General features: G+C 71.9%; 17 protein-coding genes and 4 pseudogenes. 6 read left to right on the top strand and 15 right to left on the bottom strand.

Annotated features, from left to right (window positions below; translation table 11 throughout):
• Nucleotides 1-25: 25 nt before the first annotated feature.
• The gene (locus KME66_RS19715) at nt 26-3,229 is read right to left on the bottom strand and encodes a GNAT family N-acetyltransferase (RefSeq protein WP_253208413.1); all 3,204 of its coding nucleotides are present in this window, start codon (nt 3,227-3,229) and stop codon (nt 26-28) included.
• Between the two features lie 126 nt (nt 3,230-3,355).
• Here KME66_RS19715 and KME66_RS19710 point away from each other — a divergent pair, with 126 nt between their 5' ends.
• Nucleotides 3,356-4,084 carry a siderophore-interacting protein gene (locus KME66_RS19710; protein WP_216329483.1) on the top strand — a complete coding sequence of 243 codons (729 nt, stop codon included), beginning with the start codon at nt 3,356-3,358 and terminating at the stop codon, nt 4,082-4,084.
• A 28-nt stretch (nt 4,085-4,112) separates the two neighbouring features.
• Here the strand turns inward: KME66_RS19710 and KME66_RS19705 are convergent, their stop codons facing one another.
• From KME66_RS19705 to KME66_RS19680, 6 genes are all read right to left on the bottom strand, one after another.
• A complete protein-coding gene (locus KME66_RS19705; protein WP_073228055.1) occupies nt 4,113-5,699 on the bottom strand; it encodes an APC family permease in 1,587 nt (528 codons plus the stop codon).
• A gap of 227 nt (nt 5,700-5,926) precedes the next feature.
• Complete coding sequence (locus tag KME66_RS19700) at nt 5,927-7,390, bottom strand: aldehyde dehydrogenase family protein (protein WP_216324187.1); 1,464 nt, start codon at nt 7,388-7,390, stop codon at nt 5,927-5,929.
• Complete coding sequence (locus KME66_RS19695; RefSeq protein WP_073228116.1) at nt 7,387-9,126, bottom strand: amidohydrolase family protein; 1,740 nt, start codon at nt 9,124-9,126, stop codon at nt 7,387-7,389. The genes KME66_RS19700 and KME66_RS19695 overlap by 4 nt, the downstream gene beginning before the upstream one ends.
• A gap of 228 nt (nt 9,127-9,354) precedes the next feature.
• On the bottom strand, nt 9,355-10,479 hold the full coding sequence (locus KME66_RS19690) for an LLM class flavin-dependent oxidoreductase (RefSeq protein WP_073228048.1): 1,125 nt from the start codon (nt 10,477-10,479) through the stop codon (nt 9,355-9,357).
• Nucleotides 10,480-10,602: 123 nt separating this feature from the next.
• Entirely contained in the window at nt 10,603-11,388 is a 786-nt protein-coding gene (locus KME66_RS19685; RefSeq protein ID WP_073228045.1) for an SDR family NAD(P)-dependent oxidoreductase, read from the bottom strand.
• Nucleotides 11,389-11,399: 11 nt separating this feature from the next.
• Entirely contained in the window at nt 11,400-12,308 is a 909-nt protein-coding gene (locus KME66_RS19680; RefSeq protein WP_216329481.1) for an LLM class F420-dependent oxidoreductase, read from the bottom strand.
• A 197-nt stretch (nt 12,309-12,505) separates the two neighbouring features.
• On the opposite strand from KME66_RS19680, the pseudogene KME66_RS19675 reads away from it, so the two are divergent.
• Nucleotides 12,506-12,760, top strand: a pseudogene (locus tag KME66_RS19675) (aldo/keto reductase); the annotation flags it as partial.
• 217 nt (nt 12,761-12,977) lie between these two features.
• Nucleotides 12,978-13,751, top strand: a complete 774-nt coding sequence (locus KME66_RS19670; RefSeq protein ID WP_253208412.1) for a hypothetical protein — start codon at nt 12,978-12,980, stop codon at nt 13,749-13,751.
• A 61-nt stretch (nt 13,752-13,812) separates the two neighbouring features.
• On the opposite strand, the gene KME66_RS34430 is transcribed toward KME66_RS19670, so the two are convergent.
• The 5 genes and pseudogenes from KME66_RS34430 to KME66_RS19650 form a co-directional block, all read right to left on the bottom strand.
• Nucleotides 13,813-13,935 carry a hypothetical protein gene (locus KME66_RS34430; protein WP_301184499.1) on the bottom strand — a complete coding sequence of 41 codons (123 nt, stop codon included), beginning with the start codon at nt 13,933-13,935 and terminating at the stop codon, nt 13,813-13,815.
• Entirely contained in the window at nt 13,932-14,495 is a 564-nt protein-coding gene (locus KME66_RS19665; protein ID WP_216324185.1) for a hypothetical protein, read from the bottom strand. Before KME66_RS19665 ends, KME66_RS34430 begins: the two co-directional genes overlap by 4 nt.
• 215 nt (nt 14,496-14,710) lie before the next feature.
• Nucleotides 14,711-15,458 (bottom strand): annotated as a pseudogene (locus KME66_RS19660) (phosphotransferase family protein).
• A 65-nt stretch (nt 15,459-15,523) separates the two neighbouring features.
• Nucleotides 15,524-15,745 (bottom strand): DUF397 domain-containing protein, encoded by a 222-nt coding sequence (locus KME66_RS34425; protein ID WP_216329477.1) that lies wholly within the window; start codon nt 15,743-15,745, stop codon nt 15,524-15,526.
• On the bottom strand, nt 15,708-16,226 hold the full coding sequence (locus KME66_RS19650) for a YceI family protein (RefSeq protein WP_216324181.1): 519 nt from the start codon (nt 16,224-16,226) through the stop codon (nt 15,708-15,710). Before KME66_RS19650 ends, KME66_RS34425 begins: the two co-directional genes overlap by 38 nt.
• An 89-nt stretch (nt 16,227-16,315) precedes the next feature.
• On the opposite strand from KME66_RS19650, the gene KME66_RS19645 reads away from it, so the two are divergent.
• Entirely contained in the window at nt 16,316-16,555 is a 240-nt protein-coding gene (locus KME66_RS19645; protein WP_143169146.1) for a hypothetical protein, read from the top strand.
• 22 nt (nt 16,556-16,577) lie between these two features.
• Here the strand turns inward: KME66_RS19645 and KME66_RS19640 are convergent, their stop codons facing one another.
• A complete protein-coding gene (locus tag KME66_RS19640; RefSeq protein WP_078863092.1) occupies nt 16,578-16,832 on the bottom strand; it encodes a DUF6332 family protein in 255 nt (84 codons plus the stop codon).
• A 7-nt stretch (nt 16,833-16,839) separates the two neighbouring features.
• On the opposite strand from KME66_RS19640, the pseudogene KME66_RS34025 reads away from it, so the two are divergent.
• A pseudogene (locus KME66_RS34025) lies at nt 16,840-17,095 on the top strand (hydrolase); the annotation flags it as partial.
• 35 nt (nt 17,096-17,130) lie between these two features.
• Here the strand turns inward: KME66_RS34025 and KME66_RS19635 are convergent.
• Complete coding sequence (locus tag KME66_RS19635; protein ID WP_216324178.1) at nt 17,131-17,397, bottom strand: hypothetical protein; 267 nt, start codon at nt 17,395-17,397, stop codon at nt 17,131-17,133.
• Nucleotides 17,398-17,672: 275 nt separating this feature from the next.
• On the bottom strand, nt 17,673-18,557 hold the full coding sequence (locus tag KME66_RS19630; RefSeq protein ID WP_216324176.1) for an MOSC N-terminal beta barrel domain-containing protein: 885 nt from the start codon (nt 18,555-18,557) through the stop codon (nt 17,673-17,675).
• Nucleotides 18,558-18,677: 120 nt separating this feature from the next.
• On the opposite strand from KME66_RS19630, the pseudogene KME66_RS34020 reads away from it, so the two are divergent.
• Nucleotides 18,678-18,797, top strand: a pseudogene (locus KME66_RS34020) (VapC toxin family PIN domain ribonuclease); the annotation flags it as partial.
• Between the last annotated feature and the right edge of the window lie 14 nt (nt 18,798-18,811).

The raw sequence follows: 18,811 nt of genomic DNA, 5'->3' as shown, positions 1-18,811 counted from the left end.
CCCGCCCCCGTGCGAGCGGTTCCCGTTACGCCAGTCCCAGCGCCGCCCGCGTCAGGAACGCGAGCCGGGCCGTCTTCTCCGGCTTCCGGATCTCCGGGCCCAGCTCGAACCCGACCCGGACCATCCGGGCGATCGCCTTGTCGTTGCGGGCGTCCGGTTCCACGACGACCCTCAGGTGGGCGGGGTCGCTGAAGACGTAGCCGATGAACGCGGCGAGCAGGGCCTCCGTGTACCCCTTCACCGCTCCCTCGCCCTCGGCGGGCGCGATCAGCAGGTGGACGCCGAAGTCCCCGGGCTGGACGTCGTAGCACTCGCCGACCGGGTCGGCGTCGGGCTCGTACGTCTGGAAGAGCGCGGCCGGAACCCCGTCGCGCAGGGCGAGGTAGGCGTGGTGCGTGGGGAGCGAGTCGACGAACGCGTAGATCTCGCGGACCTGTTCACGGGTGTGGTCGGCCATGCCCCAGAAACGGGCCCGTTCCTCGGTGACCCAGCCGTGCAGCAGCTCGGCGTCGGCCGCCGGGTCGACGGGGACCAGGCGGACGGTGCCGAAGCCCTCGATCTTCTGGTCGTGGACGGCCGGGCGCAGGGCGGGCGCGACAGGTTCGGCGACGGTCATGGCGGGGTTCTCCTCGGGGTGGTGCGACGTGCGGTGCAGCAGGTTCCAGTCCGTGACGACCGGGGCGAGCGCGCCCCGGACCCACAGGGGGGTCTGGTCGCGGTGGTGGGCGGACCCGGGGACGCCGGACGCGCCGAAGGGGACCGCCCACCGGCTGTCCTCGCGGCGGGCCAGGTCCCAGACGTAGCGGGCGGCCGGCCCCCGGGCGAACAGGTCGGTGATGCCGGGGACGCTGGAGGTGGACAGCACGCAGTCGTGGTCGCCCGCGACCCCGGGCCGGATCGCCTCCGCGTCGGGGCCGTCGGACGTGAGGTCCGGCAGGGCCTGCCAGGGGGACAGCCGGTGGAGCTCGCCCCAGGGGGCGGGCGGGGTCTCCTCGGCGGTCGCGGCGACGGCCTCGGCCGCCGCCGCGACGAGCGCCACCCGGTCGTCGTCCGGCAGGAGTCCGACGGTGAGCAGGCTCTCCAGGGCGTAGCCGATCCGGGGGACGGCGGCGAGCCAGGGGCGGAAGAGGGCGGGGTAGGCGGGCGAGCGCCAGGGGTCGTCGTCGCCCGTGACGCCCTGCAGCGCCGGGTGGGCGGCCAGCCGGTGGACGACGTCGGTGCGCAGGCGGGCGTAGAGGGTCGCGTCGGTGCTGTCCGCGTCCATGTGGCGGTCCCAGCTCAGCAGCCGGTCCCGGAGCCGGCCGGCGGCGGGGCCGAGGCCCGAGGTCCGGGCGAGCAGGGACAGCAGCGGGCGGGAGGAGGCGAGCAGGGTGTCGGTGTGGACGGCGGCCTGGGCGTCGGGGGTCCAGTCGCTGCCCGCGCCGAGCAACTCCCCGATCCGGCGGGCCCGGTGCGGGGGTGCGAACTCGACGCCGAGCGGGGCGGCGAGCCCGCGCTCGTTCGCCATCACCGCGATCCCGCGCGCGTTCGCCGTCGCCGCGATCCCGCGCTCGTTCGCCGTCGCCGCGATTCCGCCGGGGCGGTCGGGGCCCTCGGAGGCCCCGGATTCGGTGCAGCCGCCGGTGCCCTCCGGGCCGGCGGCGCCCTCGGGGTCGCCCGAGGCCGCGAAGCCACCGGGGCCCCCGGCGTCGTCGGAGCCGTCGACCTCGGTACGGGGCAGGGGGACGGTCTCTCCCTCGCGCCAGGCGTACGCCGGGTCCTCGGCGGGGACGACCCGCAGCCGGTTGGCGTACGGGCGCACCGGGACGTGCCCGGCGACCCGGTGCAGGGTGGACCCGGCGGTGTCGGCGGCCAGGACCACGTTGACGGGTTCGACCCAGCGGTCGAGGGCGGTGTCGACATCGGCGACCGTACGGGCCCGGAGCAGCGCGGGCAGCGCGTCGAAGCCGAGCTCGCCGGTGACGCGGGGCGGGTAGCGCAGGCTGATGAAGGTCCCCTCGGCGGCCCCGCCGGTGCGGGAACGGCCTTCCGTCGCGGGCTCATCACCCCCGGAACGGACGTCCCCGACAGGTTCACCGCCCCCGGGGCGGACGCCCCGGGCAGGCTCACCGCGAGCGGAACGGACGCCCTCAGCAGGCTCGGCGGGCCCGGAGCGGGCGTCCTCGGCGGTTCCACCGGCCCCGGGGCGGGCCTCTTCGGTGTCTTCCCCGGTCCGGGGGTCGCTTCCGATGATCACCGGACCCCGGTCCGTCTCGATCACCTCGACCTGCTCCGGGTCCGCCCCCGCCACCTCGATCGTCTCGGTGTGGGCGTGGGCGCGGTACCAGCCGTCCGGGCCGAGCGCCTCCACTCCGCCGTCCGGGGTGCGGCGCAACCGCTCCCGGTAGAGGTCCTGGTAGTCGGCCATGGCGTTGGTGATCGCCCAGGCGACGTGCCCGGTGTGGCCGAAGTGGGCGATGCCGGGGATGCCGGGGACCGCGAGGCCGACGACGTCGAACTCGGGGCAGGCCAGACGGATCTGCTGGTAGACGCCGGGGTCCTCGATGAAGCGGTGCGGGTCGCCCGCCAGGAGCGGGGCCCCGCTGGCGGTGCGGGCGCCGGTGAGCAGCCAGCCGTTGCTGCCCGCCGTGCCGGGGCCGTCGGTGGCGAAGAGGGTCATCAGGTCCTCGCCGAGCCGGCGGGCCACCTCTTCGCGCCAGAGCTTGGTCGGGAACCCCGCGAACAGGATGTGCGTGGAGAGCCAGACGCCGAGCGGGGTCCAGGGCTCCCAGCGGCCGGGCGCCAGGCCCACGGCGGCGAATTCGGGCGTCCGGCCGGCCCCTTCGGCGAGGCCCTCGTTGACGCCGTCGACGTACGCCGTCACCCAGGCGGCGGTCTCGGGTGCGAGGCGGTCGAAGCAGCGGCGGGCGGTGTCGGCGATCCGGGCCCGCCGCACGAACCGGTCCCACTCGACGGCCTCCGGGCCGAGGTGGGAGGCGCTGGTGCCGAGCACCCGGTGCCGTTCGGTCTCCAGCTGCCAGGCCCGGTCGAGGGCGGTCGCACGGCCCTGGGCACGGGCCAGGGTGAGCGCGTCGGCGGCCCGCAGGTGGGGTATCCCCCAGTCGTCGTGGAAGACCTCGTAGCCGCCGGATTCCGCCCCCGGCGCCCGGTCCCGCACCCGGCCGGGCGCCTCGTCCGGCCCCTCGGCCGGTCCCGCGCCGGATCTCTCGCTGTCGACGTCAGCGGTCATCGCCCTGCCCATCTTCCGATCCCGGTGGTTTTCAGCCACTCCCCCTGCACCGAGATTTAGGTTAGCCTAACCTAAAAGCAACGCTCAGGCAGTGGGTCGGGGCGGCAGGAGAGGGTGGGGAGCACCGTGGGGCATGGCTGGGAAGGCGTCGTTCTCAAACTGTTCCGGGGGCGGGATTTCACGTTCACCGTGACCGGCGCCGAGCAGGTCACCGAACGCTTCCGCCGGGTGCACCTGACCGACGGCGGGCTGCTCGCCGCGACCGGCGGGGCGCACCCCACGATGTGGGTGCGGCTCTGGTTCGAGAAGGCCGGCAAGCCGCATCAGCGCGCCTTCACCCTGGTGGACCCGGACCCCGAGGCCGGGACCTTCAGCCTGGAGTTCGCTCTCCACGAGGGCCCCGCCTGCGACTGGGCACGCGGCGCCCGGCCCGGCGACACGATCGAGGCGACGCTCCAGGGGACCGGGTTCACGCTGCCCGACCCGGCGCCGAAGCGCCTCTTCGTGATCGGTGACGCGGCGGCGCTGCCCGCGATCAACTCCCTGCTGGACGCGGTCCCTTCGACCCCGGCGACGATCTGGTTCGAGACCGCGCACGAGGAGGACCGGAAACTGCCCTTCCGTCTCGACGAGGCCCATCACACCCTGCACCACGTGGAGCGCCGCGAGGCCGGTGCGCACCTGGTCTCCGAGGTGAAGGCGGCCCTGCCGGAGGCACTGGGCGCGGACCACTCGGACGCGTACGTCTGGGTCGCCTGCGACACGTCGACGACCCGGGCGCTGTCGGCGTACCTGCGCAAGGAGCTGGGCCTGCCCAAGGACCGGGTGAACGCGCTGGGCTACTGGCAGCCGTAGCCCGGCGACGTCGCACCGCGCGGAGACCTCAGTCCTCGACCACGAGGGCCGGGGTCTCCTTCGTGAGCACCTCGCCCCGGAAGAACGCCGGGCTGCGGCGCCCCATCGCGACCATCAGCACCGCACCGAGGAGCAGCAGCCCCACCCCGATGACGAACACCGAGCCGACCCCGAGGACCGAGGAGCCGGACCCGTACGCCGGGTCCCACATGTCGTAGAGGGTCTTGGCGAAGACGGCGGCGAGCAGGATGCCGCCGAGCAGCGGGAAGAGGCCCTTGAAGACCAGGTCGCGGGCGGAGCGGGTCAGTTCGGCCCGGAAGTACCAGGCGCAGGCGAAGGCGGTCAGCGCGTAGTAGAAGCAGATCATGAGGCCGAGGGCGTAGATGGTGTCGATCAGCACGTGCTCGCTGACCAGCGTCATCACGGTGTAGAAGACCCCGGTTCCGATGCCCGCCACGACCGTCGCCCGGCCGGGCGTCTTGAAGCGGGGGTGGACCTTCGCGTACGACGCGGGCATCGCCTCGTACGTCGACATCGCCAGGACCGTGCGGGCCACCGGGATGAACGTGGTCTGGAGGCTGGCGGCGGCCGAGGCGAGGACGGCGACGAAGAGCAGCACGCCGAGTCCGGAGCCCATGACCGGTCCGGCCAGGGCGGCGAAGACGTTCTCGCCGGTCTCCGGGTTGGCGAGGCCGAGGCCGGTGGTGCCGGAGCCGACGGCCATCTGGGCGGCGACGGCGGTGGCCAGGTAGGAGCCGACCAGGACGACCATGGCGACGAGCGCGGCCCGGCCGGGGGTCTGGCGGCTGCCGGCGGTCTCCTCGTTGGTGGTCAGACAGGTGTCCCAGCCCCAGAACATGAAGATGGAGAGGGAGAGTCCGGCCGTGAAGGCGGCGAAGGACTGGACGGCGAAGGGGTTGAGCCAGGACCAGGAGAAGTCGAGGGAGGTGGCGAAGTCCGCGCCGCCGCTGCCCGCCTTGTTCACGGCCATCGTCACGAACAGCGCGAGAACGGCGAGCTGGAGGGCCACCAGGGTGTACTGGATGCCCTTGGTGGCGGTCATCCCCCGGTAGCTGATGGCGGTGGCGGCGGCGATCAGGACGAGACAGGTGCCGATGTGGACGAGCTTGCTGTCGTCCAGGGCGGCGACCGACGGGTTGCCCGTGACCTCGCCCGCCAGCAGCCAGAAGAACGAGGTGGCGACGCCCGCCAGGTTGGACAGGACGATGATCGTCGCGATGACCAGTCCCCAGCCGCACATCCAGCCGACGCGCGGGCCGAAGGCCTTCACCGTCCAGGTGAAGGAGGTGCCGCAGTCCGGCATGGCCTTGTTCAGCTCGCGGTAGGCGAAGGCGACGAGCAGCATCGGCAGGAAGCCGGCGAGGAAGATGGCGGGCATCTGCACGCCGACCTCTCCGGCGGTGGAGCCGAGGGTGGAGGTCAGGCAGTAGACGGGCGCGACGGTGGAGATGCCGATGACGGCGCTGCCCACGAGCCCGACGGAGTTGCCGCCGAGCCCCTTGCCGCGCACGTCGCCACCGCCACTGCCACCGTCGGCCGGGGAGCTTCCCCGTACCGTGTCTCCGGCCCGTGGCCGCGCGTCCAGCTGAGTCATGAGGAGGACGCTATGCGCTGCGATATCCACATCCGGAGCGTGAGACTCCAACGTCTCAACCTTGGATACAGCGAGCACTATTGCGCCAACACTTCATGAATTCAAGGTCACTTCCGCGTGAAGACTTGCAATCCATGCCATGCGACCAAGCGTGACGCCGTACGGTAACCGTAGCCCTGTCCGTTTTGGGTAGGTTCAAAATTTTCCCGCGGCGCTCGGCCGCGGGTCTATCCGGGCCACACGATCGCCTGTGTCTCGCTGTAGGCGTGCAGGGCGTACGAGCCCACGTCCCGCCCCACCCCGCTCTTCCGGAACCCGCCGAACGGGGCCTCCATGTTCCGCCCGACCGTGTTGACGCCGACCCCGCCCGAGCGCAGCCGCCGGGCGACGCGGAAGGCGCGGGCGACGTCGCCGGACCAGACGTAGTCGATGAGGCCGTAGTCGCTGTCGTTGGCCAGCGCGACGCCCTCCTCCTCGTCGTCGAAGGGGACGACCACGACGACCGGCCCGAAGATCTCCTCGCGGACCACCCGCATGCCGGGGGTGCAGTCGGCCAGCAGGGTGGGGGCCACGTAGAAGCCCCGGTCCGGACGCGCGGGGCGGGCGCCGCCGGTGACCACCCGCGCGCCCTCCTTCCGGCCCAGCTCCACATACGCCTCGACGCGGTCGCGGTGGGCGGCGGAGATGACCGGGCCGACCACGGTGGCCCGGTCGGCCGGATCGCCGACGGTGAGCGCGTCGGCGTACGCGGCGAGCCGGGCGATCAGCTCGTCGTACCGGGACCGGTGGACCAGGACGCGGGTCGGAGCCGTACAGATCTGTCCGCTGTAGAACGAGAAGGTGGTCCCGATCCCCGCGACCGCCGAGCCCAGGTCGGCGTCCTCCAGCACCAGGGCCGCCCCCTTTCCGCCCAGTTCCATCAGCTGCCGTTTCATCCCGCGCCCGCACACCTCCGCGATGCGCTGCCCGACGGCGGTGGACCCGGTGAAGCTGACCATGTCGACGTCCGGGGAGTCGACGGCGGCCTCCCCGGCTTCTGCGCCCGAACCGGTCACGACGTTCACCACGCCCGGCGGAACACCCGCCTCCGCGAGGGCGGCGGCCATCCGGAGGACGGACAGCGGGTCCTGCGGGGCGGGCTTCACGACGACCGTGTTGCCCATCGCCAGCGCGGGCGCGACCTTGCCCGCCGGGTTGGCCCACGGGTTGTTGTACGAGGTGACGCAGGTGACCACGCCGACCGGCTGGCGGACGGCCAGCGCCCCGAAGATCCCGGCCCGCCCCATCGGCCCGGCCTCGTTGACCTGGGGGGCGACGGCCTCCTCGACGGGCTCCAGCGCACCGCGCGCGTACCGCCGGAACCGGGCGATGCCCACCCCCACCTGCATCCCCCGGGCGGTGGCGGCGGTGGCCCCGCTCTCCCGCCGGGCGACCTCGGCGTGGGCGGGGAGGTCGCGCCGGACGATGTCCGCCGTACGGTCCAGGATCGCGGCGCGCTCCTCGGGCCGGGTCCGCGACCAGGCGGGAAAGGCCGCTCTCGCCGCCGCTGCCGCCTCGTACACCTGGGCGCGGCTCGCCTCGGGCGCCAGAGCGACGGTCTCCTCGGTGGCGGGGTCGACGACCTCGTAGTGCCCTCCGGCGGGCTCGGCCCACTCCCCGGCGATGAACAGCCGCTCCGCTGCGGGGTTCACGCGGTACTCACCGTCCGGGTGTCGCGGCCCGAGCGCAGCACCGTCCCCGGCACGGCCCCCGTCACCTTGTCGTCGCGCAGGGTCTCGACGCCGTTGACGCGTACGGAGACGATGCCGATGGCCCTGGAGTCCAGGCGCGGGCTGTCCCCGGGCAGGTCGTGGACGAGGGTGGCGGGTCCGGCGTCGATCCGCGCGGGGTCGAAGAGGACGAGGTCGGCGTGGAACCCCTCCTCGATCCGGCCGCGTTCGCGCAGCCCGAAGAGCCGGGCGGGATCGTCGGTGAGCATCTTGACGGCGGCGGTCAGCGGGAGGAGCTTGCGCCCGCGCAGACAGTCGCCGAGGAAGCGGGTGGTGTACGGGGCCCCGCACATCCGGTCCAGGTGCGCGCCCGCGTCGGAGCCGCCGAGCAGGACGTCCTCGTGCTCCCAGGTGTGCTGCCGCAGCGCCCAGGAGCCGGGGTCGTTGTCGGTGGGCATCGGCCACAGGACCGTCCGGAGGCCGTCGGCGGCGCAGATCTCGACGAGGCAGTGGAAGGGGTCCTGGCCGCGCTCGGCCGCGATGTCGTCGACGACCCGCCCGGTGAGGCCTTCGTTGGCGGCGCTGTAGGTGTCCCCGATGACGTACCGGCCGAAGTGCGCGAGCCGCCGGAAGACCCCGGCCTCCTTGCTGTCGGCGCGGCGCAGCATCTCGGCACGGGTGCCGGGGTCCCGGAGGCGCTCGATGCGCTCGGGGACGGGGAGGGCGAGGATCTCGCCCCAGCCGGGGATGAGGTTGAGGGCGCAGAAGGTGCCGAGCGACATGTTCATCGGCGTGAGGATCGGCATGGTGAGCGCGACGATCCGCCCGCCGGCGCGGCGGGCGCGTTCGCTGGGGACCAGCTGGCGCGGTACGCGTTCGGGGACGGCGGCGTCGATGGTGAGGACGTTCCAGTTGAGGGGGCGCCCGGCCGCGGCGGTCATGTCGACGAGGAGGTCGATCTCCTCGTCGGAGAACTGGTCCAGGCACCCGGCGACGATCGCCTCCAGCTGGGTCCCCTCGTGCTCGCCGACGGCCCGGGACAGCGCGAGGAGTTCCTCGGGGCGGGCGTGCCGGGACGCGACGGGTTCGCCGTCGCCGTCGGAGTGGGTGGCGGACTGGGTGGTGGAGAGCCCCCAGGCCCCGGCGTCCATCGCCTCGTGGAGGAGGGCCAGCATGGCGTCCAGCTGGGCGGGGGTGGGCTGCCCGCCGACGGCGTCGGGGCCCATGACGTGCCGCCGCAGGGCGCAGTGCCCGACCATGAACCCGGCGTTGACGGCGATGCGCCCTTCGAGGGCGTCGAGGTACTCGCGGAAGGTGGACCAGGTCCAGTCGACGCCCTCCTCCAGCGCGGCGAGGGCCATCCCCTCCACCCGCGACATCATCCGCCGGGTGTAGTCGGCGTCCTCGGGCCGGCCGGGGTGGAGCGGGGCGAGGGTGAAGCCGCAGTTTCCGCCCGCGACGGTGGTGACGCCGTGGTTCATGGAGGGGGTGGCGTAGGGGTCCCAGAAGAGCTGGGCGTCGTAGTGGGTGTGCGGATCGACGAACCCGGGGGCGAGGACGAGCCCGTCGGCGTCCTCGCCGGTGACGGCCTCCTCGGTGACGGTACCGGGCTCGGCGATGACGGCGATCCGGCCGCCGCGGAGGCCGACGTCGGCGGTGTACGCGGGCCCGCCGGTGCCGTCCACGACGGTCGCGCGGCGGATGAGGTGGTCGAGCATGACGGTTCCCTTCGGGGGTTCCTTCTTCGGCTCGGTCGGGACAGCCGGGGTGCGCACGCCGGTGGCCGCGGTGCGCACCCCGGCTCACAGGGCGACGGTCCGGGAAGACGCCGCCCGGCCTGCCGGCGGGGGCTCCGCCCCCACACGCCCGCCCCTCAACCGCCGGAGGAGCTGGGTGGTCGAGCCCCTCCGGCGATGGAGGAGCGGGGTCCGGGGCAGCGCCCCGAATCAGTTCGCGGCGGCCCGGAAGCGGGAGGTCCGGTGCACCGGATCCGTGTCGATCCGCGGAATCACGTGCTCCCCGATCAACCGGATCGTGTTCATCGTGTGCTCGGGGCTGATCCCGATCGGCAGCCCGAAGCTCAGCTGGTCCGCCCCCGCCCGGTCCCACCGCCGGCACTGCTTCAGCACCTCGTCCGGATCACCGCAGATCATCAGCTCCTCCGCGATGAGCAGTTCCACGATCTCCTCGGTGTACTCGGGAAGCAGCTCCGGCCACTCCGGAACGCCCTCCGGCCGCGGAAACGTGTCGTGGTAGCGGAACAGCAGCGACTGGAGGTAGTTGAGCCCCCCGCCCACCGCGATCTGCACCGCCTCGGCGTGCGTCTCGGCACAGATGGCCGTGGACGTCACCATCACGTTGTCGTTGACGAACGCCCCCACCGGCTCCGCGTCCTTGACCGCGTTCTTGTAGGACTCGACGACCCACTCCATGTCGGAGACCTTCTGCACGCTGAAGCCCAGGACCCCGAGCCCCTTCCGGCCCGCCATGGCGTACGAGGACGGCGACCCGGCCGCGTACCACATGGCCGGGTGCGCACCCCCGTACGGCTTCGGCAGGACCTTGCGCGGCGGCAGCGACCAGTGCTTGCCCTGGAAGCCGGCGTACTCGTCCTGGAGCCACATCCTGGGGAACTCCGCGATCGTCTCCTCCCACAGCTCCTTCGTGTGGTTCATGTCGGTGATGCCCGGCATGAACCCGAGGATCTCGTGGCTGCCCGCCCCCCGCCCGGTGCCGAACTCGAAGCGGCCTTCGGAGAGATGGTCGAGCATCGCGACCTTCTCGGCGACCTTCACCGGGTGGTTGACGGGCGCGAGCGGGTTGAAGATGCCGGAGCCGAGGTGGATGCGCTCGGTGGCGTGCGCGAGATAGCCGAGGTAGACGTCGTTGGCGGAGAGATGCGAGTACTCCTCCAGGAAGTGGTGCTCGGAGGCCCAGGCGTACTTGAAGCCGGACTTGTCCGCCTGGATGACGTACTCGGTCTCCTCGATCAGCGCCTTGTGCTCTGCCTCGGGGTCCACCTTGGCACGCGCGGCGGGCACGTACCCCTGAACAAAGAGCCCGAATTCCACGGAGGTTCACCGTCCTCAAGTTTCCCGGCAACTCATCTGACGATCCGTCAGATAGCGGTGCGACCGACTGTTCCACCGCGACCGCACCCCGTCAATAGCTGACGCCCAGTCAGAAACGCCGCTTCAGAAGGGACTGACGCCCGCCAGCCACCCCCCGTCCACGACGAAGGGCTGCCCCGTGATGTACGAGGAGTCGTCGCAGGTCAGGAACAGCACCAGCGCGGCGACCTCCTCGGGCCGCCCGATCCGGCCCAGCGGGAGGAGCTTGCGGTAGTACGCCGCCAGAGCCGCGTCCGAGGCCGCCAGGTCGGCGTCCGGGTCCAGCAGCGCCGGGTTGGTCATCGCGGTGTCGACGGCCCCCGGGCAGACGGCGTTGACCCGCACCCCCTTCCCGGCCAGCTCCATGGCGGCGACCCGGGTGAGCCCCAGCACCGCGTGCTTGGTCGCGGCGTACGCGCCGACCAGCGGCATCCCGGTCAGGCCCGTGTACGAGGAGGTGTTGACGATCGTCCCGCCGCCCGCCGCCGCGATCTCCGGCGCGACGGCGCGGATGCCGAGGAAGGCTCCGGTCATGTTGACCCGCACCACCTGCTCGAACTCCGCCAGCGGGGTGTCGACCAGTTCGTTGAAGCGCAGGATGCCCGCGTTGTTGACCAGCCCGTCGATCTTCCCGAAGGCCTCCCCGGCCGCGGTGACGGCGGCGGCCCAGTCCCCCTCGCTCCCCACGTCCAGCCGCACGAACCGGGCGACGTCCGCGCCCAGTTCCTCCGCCAGCGCCTCCCCCTGCTCCACCAGCACATCGGCGACGACGACCCGCGCCCCCTCGGCCGCGAAGAGCCGCGCCGCCTGCTCGCCCTGCCCGCGCGCCGCCCCGGTGACGAGGACGACCCGCCCGTCCAGCTTGCCCATGACGCACTCCCCTACTGACCGAGGTGCGGGGCCACGTCCGCACCGAACGCCGCCATCTGGTCCGTCAGCTCCGCCACGCTCCGGCTCCGGAAGCGCACCTGGATCTGGTGCACGCCGATCGCCGCGTACTCCCGCAACGACTCCGCGAGCGCTTCGGGCTTCCCGGAGAGCGTGCGCCGCCCCACGGACCACCCCGGCTCACCCACGTACAGCGGCTCGGTGATCGCACCGACGACGATCGGCGCCTCGACGCCCGCCTCCTCCCGCAGGGCGTGCAGCCGGGCGATCTGCGCGGGCAGCCGGTCCCGGGGGTCGCCCTGCGGCAGCCACCCGTCACCCCGCACGGCGGCCCGGCGCACGGCGGCGGGCGACGAGCCGCCCACCCAGACCGGCACCCGCTCCTGGGCGGGCCGGGGCAGCTGCCCGAGCCCGCCGAACGAGAACCGCTCCCCCGCGAACTCCGGGTACTCCTCCGGCCCGAGCGCGGCCCGCAGCGCGTCGATGCTCTCGTCGAGGACACCGCCGCGCCCGTCGAAGTCCGCCCCGACGGCCTCGAACTCCTCCCGTACGTGCCCGGCCCCGACCCCGAGGATCAGCCGGCCGCCGCTGAGGTGGTCGAGGGTGGCGTACTGCTTGGCGGTGACCAGCGGATGCCGCAGCCCGACGACGGCGACATGGCTCATGAGCCGCACCCGCTCGGTGACCCCGGCGAGGAAGGAGAGCGTGGCGACGGGGTCGTACCAGACGGTGCTCATCCCCTCCGCGAGCCGCCGCGGGATGGCCACGTGATCGCAGCCGGCGATGTAGGCGAACCCCCCGCGATCGGCGGCACGGGCGACGCGGACGAGATCGGCGGGGGTCGCCGCCGCCTCCCAGGGCTCCGCGTAGAGGGCGCTCTGCGACTGGACCGGCAACTGCATCCCGTACGCGAGCGGCCCGTCGGGCCGTACGAACGGCGTGGACGGCGTGGGCGGTAGCGGCACGGCGGCCTTCCTTCCCCTCCGGCCCGGGGCGCTCCCGCCCCGGGTGACGGCCGCCATCGTCATACCTGACGGGTCATCAGACAAGGGGGTTCGGCGCCCGGGCCGCATCGGGCACATCGGAAGCGTCCACGGCCATCGCGTTCCTGCCCTGGCGCGCGGTCGCCCGGGACAAGGCGGGCGACCGCGCGGAGGTGGCAGCCATCGCCGCCGAACCGAACGCCACCCCCACCAAGGTCTGCCCGGCCTGGCTGCTGAACCACTCCCCGGTCATGCTCCCGATCCCGGGCACGTCGAGCATCGCCCACCTGGAGGAGAACACGGCGGCGGCGGGCCTGGTCCTCACCCCGGGGCTGCGCGCGCGACTGGACGGGATCGCGGGGGTCGCATGACCTCCTCGGCCGACCGGCGTTCCCCGACACAGGAGGCTGAGAGCCGCTTGGAGGGGCTGATGGCGCCGACGCCGCCGCTGGGTGGACCCGCACACGTGGGACACCGGAGCCCGGCACCGTTCTCAGGTCCTGGGCCCCCGTAAGTGCACGGAGGCTACCTCCGGGCCGTCCGCTCGTTACCAGACCACGAACACTTCACCTCGTAGACAGGAAGCCCATGGGAAGGAAGAAGCCCGGCAAGCCGCGACGCCCCAGGAACCGCGTCCCCCGCCAGTACACCCTCCAGGAACTCCGGCCGCCCGGAGTCGCCTACGACGAGTGGTACCAGGTCGTGCCTGGCACGGACGCCTCGACGGTGGACGATCCGCGGCTGGGCCCGGAGGCCATCGACCTGATGCGCCGCCTGGCTCTTCTCGGCCCCTCGTACGACCACGAGGTGCCCCATGCCGCCTTGCTGCTCGACACGATCATCGACACCGGTCAGCTCCCGGTCGCCTCACGGAGGGGCGCCACCGAGGCGACGCTCGTGCCGATCGACGAAGTGGCCTCCGCCCGGCCGGGAATGAACGCGGCGGCCGTACGGGAGTCGCTGCACAACCTCCACGCCCATGGCGCCTTCCTCGTCGTCCCCGATGAGGAATACGGCGTGCCCCTCATCTGCTTCGTCGCGAAGAAGCCCACCGAGCCCGGCGGAACCTGGCACTTCCGGGGCGAACCGGGTCTGCCCACTCGCCAGGTCTGCATGCCCGCCGAGATGTGGGACGAGTTGCCCACCGAAGTAGCGGCGGCCGTGGGCTTCATCCGCGCCCACGAGGCCCAGCTCAGCGAACCCGACCCGGAGGTCTACGGAACCCACACCGGCGTCGACGGCACCCGGCACGCCCGTGAGCTGTTCGCGGCCGCACGGGCTTCCGGATACGTCGAGTACGCGGGCTGCGACGCCTGCCCCACCGGCCACCTGTGCACACGAACCGCCGAGGACGACGACTAGCTGCTACGCCAGTGCGGCGCGGCCGGCCTCCGCAGACTCCGACTCCACGAGGTCCGGCCGCTCACCGGTCGATCCCGCAGAACGACCAGCCGAACGGGACCGGCGCCTGGCCGCACTTCGCGACCTGCAGGACGTCGCCCGGCATGGCGGTCTGGGCATGGGCGTCCTCCTCGACAGGCGTCACCACCGAGGTGGCCGGCCGACGTGACGGCTGCTGGCCGTGTGACCGTCCCCGGGCCCGCCGGGGACGGTCACCACCTCCCGGACAACCCCGTCCGGATCGGCGGCCGCGTCCTCCACGAACTCCGGGAAGTCCACGTTGGCGAGCTGGAGGTTCCCGTGGACCATGTGCACGGCGTCCGGCGCCACACGCACCTCGCGGGGCTGCGGGGAGTGGATGAGCTCCTGGTAGTACATCGGGTCGAGGTCCTCGTCGTCATCAGCGCCGAGGTCGAGGGCGAGCAGCGGCCGCAAGGGCGAGCGCATGGTGACACCGTCGGCGAGAAACACGACGCTCAGCTCCTCGTCCCGCGCCGCAGCGGCTACAGCCTCGTCGCCGGTGACACCGTCCCACCGCCGGTCCTCGACGAGATGCACCGCCGCCTCCCACTCCCGCTCCCCCTCGACGGCACGCTCCAGCGCGGCGACGACCTCCCGCCACGCGGCGTCATCGGTGTAGTCGGTCCGGATGACGAGAGGTACCCACTCATCGGCCCGAACGATCTCCGGCAGCTCTTTCCCCATCAGCTCCCCAGCCCCTTGCCCTCCGGTCGGCTCGCTCCCCCGCACGGACCTTCTCACGTCCTACTGACACAACCGGCGTACTCGGGAAGCCGGGAGAGCCAGGTTGGCGGATCATTCCCGCTCGGAAGCCGCGGCGAGGTGACGAAGGCAGGAGTCGGAGGCCGGCCCGACGCACCAGAACCTACTCCGGCGGGGCGGCCGGGCCCGCCGCTGCCTCACATCCGGGATCTCAGCACGTCGACCTCACAGCCCGGCAAGAACGGGTCGAAGCCGTGCTCGACCAGCCAGCGCACTGCCAGCAGGCTGCGCAACGCCCACCACCCGCGGATCACTTCGCGATCCACATCGGCGTCGGGGCCGTACCCGGCGAGGACGTCGTCGAGGTGCTCCTCGTGCCCGAGCGTGAAGGTGGCAAGGTCGTACAGCGCATCGCCCCGGCCCGCCTCGGACCAGTCGATGATGCCCGTGACCTCGTCACCGTCGACGAAGACGTGTGCGATCTGCAGATCACCGTGCGTGAACGCCGGGGTACACGGCCTGAGCGCGCCCTCGGCGACCTCGCGGTTACGGGTGACCAGGCCGGAGGGCAGAAGGCCTTCCGCTACGAGCACCTGGCACTCGGCGTCGAGCTCCGCCGCAAGCTCGCCGACGCCTCTGCCCGCCCGGCCGGGCCGGGAGCGGCGCGTCGTGCAGCTTCCGGATGGCGGCGCCCGCCGCGGCCCACGCCCCCGCCGACCCGGTCGACGGCCCACCGAGGCGGCCGAGCGTCGTCCCCGGCACTGCGGCGATCGCCAGCACGGGCGGCTTGCGCCACAGGACTTCCGGAGTCGGAACGGGCGCGAGGGTCATCGCCTCGACCTCGACGTCGATACGCGCCTGATCGGCGTCCACCTTCAGGAACACATCACCGACGCGCAGGGTCGCGCGCTCGGAATGGGCGACGACGACGTGAACCTCATCCATGGACGACGAGTATCCCGGCGACGGTCGCGAACGTCGCCGGAATGGTCGCGTACGCCTGCGCGGCTTCAGGAGCCCTGGAGAGAGCCGTCCTGCACGGCGGCGACGAAGGCCCGCCACTGCTCAGGGCCGAAGGTGTGCGCGCCGAGAGCGCGGTCCTTGGTATCGCGGACCGCGTGTCGGCCTGAGACGAGGACAGCGTGCTCGATGCAGTTGTTGTTGGTGCCGCTATGAGCTCGTAGCACGATCGGTTCAGCGGTGCGCGACGACTTCCAAAGAAATCTTGAGATGCCGCCCCGTCATGCCCTTGGCCTTGGTGATGCCGAAGGCGTACCTGTCGATCGTGGTAGTGCCGCTCGCCGTGATCCGCTTGCCCTCGTGGGCAACCGTGCCGAGTGTCACGGCGATCGGCTGAGTCACCCCGCATACCGTCAACTCGCCGTACACGGTGGCATCAGCGCCGGATCGTTCCAGATGCTGGCTCCGGAAGCCGATCTCGGGATGCCGTGTCACGTCGAGGTAGTCAGAGGACCTGACGTGGTCATCACGCTGCTGATTGCCTGACTCGAAGCTTCCTGCCTCTATTGCGACGTGCACCAACGACTCTTCTGCCGGGTCCGCCACAGTGATGCGGCCATGACCGATGGCGAAGGTACCTCGGACTGGGAGCAGCCCGAACACGGCACGTGTGTCGAAGCGGACCGTTGATGCCGCCTGATCGATCTCGTATGCACCTGCTGCTGGTAAGAGCTGGTTCCCTGATGCTGCCATGAGCTCGTAGCCTCCGTGTGCTGAAGATCAACCCGCGATGGGTCAGCCTCTCGCAGCGGCGGCGGGTATGCCAGCCCCCAAGTGCAGGCGTGGCTGACAAGGAGGTCCTGGCAGCGGCCAAAGCGTTGTCGGCTCTCGTCAACATTTCTGCGGCGTTGATCGCCAAGGTGCTGTCCGAAACCGTCGACAAACGTTGTCCGCTCTCGCTTACGAAACCAGGCGGCGGCACCATCCCCGTATCCGTACGGGAAAGCACCCCGGACCTTCTGCACCCGGGCTCGATCGACGCCAGGGCCGCCCGGCGCCTGATCCGCGCCCTCCAGTTCTGAACGGCCTTCCGACCCCCGGCCGTCAGTGGCCTTTACGGCGCTCCACGTCGAAGCGGTACAGCACCCGCACCAGTCGCCACACTCCGGCCGCCCCTCCCACCAGGGCTCCCCCCGTCAGCACACCTTTGGACGCCGAACCGGAGAGATCGAAGGCGAGAGTGAGCACCAGCGCGGGGGCGAAGACCGCTGCGGCAAGAACGACAGCAGTCACCAGGGCGAAGACGATCTCCACCGTCATCGCGTCCTTCTCCCACCGCGACTCGCGTCCCATGTCCATGCCGGAAGTCTCGCAGCCACGCGAGAGCTGGGAGCGGTGGTCGGCAACCCGTTCATCCACGAGAGCCCCAAGACGATCAAGTATCCGAAAGGGCAACTGCCCATCGCGTATTCCGCCAACGGCAGTCGGAGCGAGCAGTGCTGCCTGGCGGACCCGTGCCTGCGCAAGGGTGGCGACCCCACGTACGCAGGGGCCAGTACAAGTCGAACGGCTGCCTGTTCTGCTCCAACCTCGCGATGCTGAGAGCTGGTTGGGACTCGACGCTGAACGGCGTCGAGACCGTGAGTTCGCCGATAGGTCAGGAACTGGCGACGGGCCTGAGACGCTGCAGGATCCACCGGAATACGGGCGGAGTAATTCCGGCCCCCACGATGAATCCGATCGCCACGCTCTGGCTCGCGTCGGCGATCGTCCCGACGAGCGCGCACAGAATCATGCCGACAACAACCAGGCCCGCGAACTTCACGCCCGAGGCCTGCCGGTTCAGCCATGTCACACCCGAGAGGGTGGTGAGATACGCGGTGGAACCGAACGCGGCCGACGCCAGGACGGTCAGAGCATCCATTCCGCAACCTCAGCTTCCTGTGGTGCTCCCCCGTAGCTGGAGCATGGTGGTCGGTTGATCAGAAGGAACACTAACGATCTTGACCGGGTGGTCAAATCCACCTGAGAAAACTCTGAGGTATGTCACTCAGCCATGCGGCGAACGAGCCCGAAGAAGTGACCGCTTTCAAGCCATAGCGCCGTCATCAATACCGCCATACCCGCCACGGCCCGGCGGTCTGTCACTACGCAGACTTTGCGCACCGCCCGCTCGGGGTCGCACCCCGTGATGAGGCGTCACCCCTCCGCCTCGCCCCACTCCGCCACCGCCACCTCGTCCCCCACCGACAGCTTCCCCGGCCGCGTCACGGCGAACTTCGCGCCGAACACGATGCCGAAGGGGGCCCGTCGATAGGTGGCGAGCGTCCGCAGCGGCTCCGGACCGCCCCGGGCGCCGGCCTCCTGGTCGACCAGGGTGACCGCGCAGCGCACGGCGAGCTTGGCGTAGCCCAGTTCGGCCGCGCCGATGGCCGCGCGGCGGATCCGGTCCTCGACGTGGGGCTCCGCCGCCCAGTCCGCCCCCTGTGCACCCCGGTCCCCCTGAGCGCCTTCGGGGAGGCTGTCGATGACGATGTTCGGGCGGAAGCGGTCCATGGCCAGCAGCGGGGCGCCGCGCTCGGTCAGCCGCGTGTGCAGAAGGTCCACGGAGGCGCGGGAGAGCAGGTGGACGGCGCTGCTGTCGGCGTAACCGGAGGTGCCGGGGGTCACGCCGTCGGTCTTCCGCCCGTGCTCCGGCGGCACACGGACCAGACGGCTCGGGGCGCCGAGGAAGTCCGTGAGCCAGGCCGCGGCCTCCTCGCCCTGGTCGATGCCCTGGTACGTCGTGCCGAACAGGTCGACGTCCCGCCGGGGCGCGGCGGTGGTGACGTCGAGGTGCAGCGCGCCGTGGCCGTCCTCCGGCTCGGCTGCGGCGAGCGTGAGCCTGCTGCCGTCGGCGCTGACGGTGGGCCGGACGAGGGCCAGGCGGGGGTCGCGGCGCTGGGAGCGGTAGACCCCGTCGGGGCCGACGACCATGAAGCTGCGGTCGTGGGCGAGACCCGCCGGGGTCAGGTGCGACCCGTCCACGGACGTTCCCGCGCAGCCCTTGACGGGGTAGGTGATCAGGTCGACGACCGTGGCCATGCGGACTTCCCTTCGCAACACCCTGCCCGCGGATCAGCTGCCGTCGGGCCCTTGTGCTCAGGGTGCCAGGACGCGCGGACGATGATCGACGGGTTTTGCGCCACACCACGGAGGTGTCGCAACGTCGCCCCGGCCGCCGCGTACCGGACCGAGGTCGTCTTCACCGCGGACCGCCGCTTCCGTACGGTCCGGCCCCTGACCGGCCACAAGGCGTTCAGGTTGCTCCCCGCGGACAGGTGACAAGGGCCTCCACC

The organism is Streptomyces sp. YPW6 (genome assembly GCF_018866325.1).
GTDB lineage: Bacteria > Actinomycetota > Actinomycetes > Streptomycetales > Streptomycetaceae > Streptomyces.
This window is presented reverse-complemented; position numbering and strand designations above follow the sequence as displayed.

What these genes read in the sequence shown, in the direction of transcription:
- KME66_RS19715 (WP_253208413.1), bottom strand. Translation starts at nt 3,229, where the DNA reads ATGACCGCTGACGTCGACAGCGAGAGATCCGGCGCGGGACCGGCCGAG.
- KME66_RS19685 (WP_073228045.1), bottom strand. Translation starts at nt 11,388, where the DNA reads ATGGGCAAGCTGGACGGGCGGGTCGTCCTCGTCACCGGGGCGGCGCGC.
- KME66_RS19640 (WP_078863092.1), bottom strand. Translation starts at nt 16,832, where the DNA reads ATGGACATGGGACGCGAGTCGCGGTGGGAGAAGGACGCGATGACGGTG.
- KME66_RS19705 (WP_073228055.1), bottom strand. Translation starts at nt 5,699, where the DNA reads ATGACTCAGCTGGACGCGCGGCCACGGGCCGGAGACACGGTACGGGGA.
- KME66_RS19695 (WP_073228116.1), bottom strand. Translation starts at nt 9,126, where the DNA reads ATGCTCGACCACCTCATCCGCCGCGCGACCGTCGTGGACGGCACCGGC.
- KME66_RS19670 (WP_253208412.1), top strand. Translation starts at nt 12,978, where the DNA reads ATGGGAAGGAAGAAGCCCGGCAAGCCGCGACGCCCCAGGAACCGCGTC.
- KME66_RS19680 (WP_216329481.1), bottom strand. Translation starts at nt 12,308, where the DNA reads ATGCAGTTGCCGGTCCAGTCGCAGAGCGCCCTCTACGCGGAGCCCTGG.
- KME66_RS19635 (WP_216324178.1), bottom strand. Translation starts at nt 17,397, where the DNA reads ATGGATGCTCTGACCGTCCTGGCGTCGGCCGCGTTCGGTTCCACCGCG.
- KME66_RS19650 (WP_216324181.1), bottom strand. Translation starts at nt 16,226, where the DNA reads ATGGCAGCATCAGGGAACCAGCTCTTACCAGCAGCAGGTGCATACGAG.
- KME66_RS19665 (WP_216324185.1), bottom strand. Translation starts at nt 14,495, where the DNA reads ATGGGGAAAGAGCTGCCGGAGATCGTTCGGGCCGATGAGTGGGTACCT.
- KME66_RS19630 (WP_216324176.1), bottom strand. Translation starts at nt 18,557, where the DNA reads ATGGCCACGGTCGTCGACCTGATCACCTACCCCGTCAAGGGCTGCGCG.